This is a genomic window from Streptomyces sp. H27-H5, assembly GCF_026627505.1.
Taxonomy (GTDB): Bacteria; Actinomycetota; Actinomycetes; order Streptomycetales; family Streptomycetaceae; genus Streptomyces.
Genome location: NZ_JAPNLK010000306.1, coordinates 1 through 1239 on the forward strand (window position 1 = coordinate 1; position 1239 = coordinate 1239).

Genomic DNA, 1239 nt, shown 5'->3' on the forward strand with positions numbered 1-1239 from the left:
CAGTTCGTCGCCGTCGACCCGCACCCACGCTTCCTGGCCGACCAGTCCGGGCGGGGTCGAGTAGCGCACCGACCCGAACCGCACCGTCTGGTCCCGCAGGACCTGCCTCGACTCGCCCAGCGCCAGGGTGTGCGGTCCGGGTGGCAGCGGGTGCAGGCGGGTTCGTTCGATGTCGAGCATCGTGGCCGGGGCCCGGCCGGTCTCGCGGTGGACCCGGTTGTTGACCTGCTGGCAGAAGATCGCGCAGGCCCCGCGCAGTTCGGCGAACGAGTCGTAGGCGGGCCGAAGGTTGGCGTCGGTGGGCACCAGGTCGGCCTTCGCGACGCGGACCGTGGCCTCGCTGCCGCCCTTGGACTCGGGGTCGAACGGGACACAGGTGTGCACTTGAAGGCCGTAATGGCGTCCGGCGGCGACGATTTGGGGGTGGCGGACCGCGACGCCGGCGACGCGGTCGATGGTGACCGTCTTCTCGTTGTCGGTCAGCGCGTAGGTCGGCACTCCGCCGATCGCCCGCAGCATCGAGTCGACGCAGGAGATCAGCGTGGGCAGCGTCCGGTCCCAGACCGGGATCACCACCCGGAACCTGGACCAGGCCAGCCACGCGCAGAACAGCAGCGTCACCCGGGGCTCGCCACCGCCGGGACCAGGGATTTTCGGGCCCCAGCCCCAGTCGAACTGGATCCACAGCCCCGGCTCGGTGATCCATGGGCGATACGTTCTGCGGTGGCCGGCGTCCCAGCGGGCCTTGGCGACCGCCACCGCCCGGCGGGTGGTGCGCTCGTCGCCGGTGAACCCCAGCAGGAGCAGGCGCTCGTGGAGCTTGTCGGCGCGGGCCTTGCCCTGCGAGCGTTCCACCCACTCCTCGATCTTGGGCAGGAACGGGTCGATCAGCTTCGGCCGTGCCACCGGTGCGTCAGACGGCTGACCGGTGTCCCTCATCCGTGCGTACCTGCGGACGGTCTTCGGGTCGACTCCGGCCAGTTGGGCGGCCGAGTACGCGCACCCGGTGGCGTCCAGGGCCTCATAGATTTCCATGATCTCCCTGCAAGACTTCTTCACGGTCCCTCCGGCGCGGTGCAGCTCGTTGTCCTCACACCACCGAGCAAACCCCCGGAGGGATCACCAGTTCGGAACCTGGGTTCGAAGACACACGAACGGCCGTATCGACGGGGAGATCAGCTGTCCGCCAAGCGGGATCCGAAATGTCCGCCTACAAGGATCTTGCGCTGTCCGCTCTCA

General features: G+C 69.2%; 1 protein-coding gene. It reads right to left on the bottom strand.

All coding sequences use genetic code 11. The features are described from left to right. Positions 1-1035, bottom strand: a 1035-nt coding sequence (istA, locus tag OTB19_RS42930) for an IS21 family transposase (RefSeq protein ID WP_267804288.1), incomplete at its 3' end; no start/stop codon positions are given. Positions 1036-1239 lie beyond the last annotated feature (204 nt).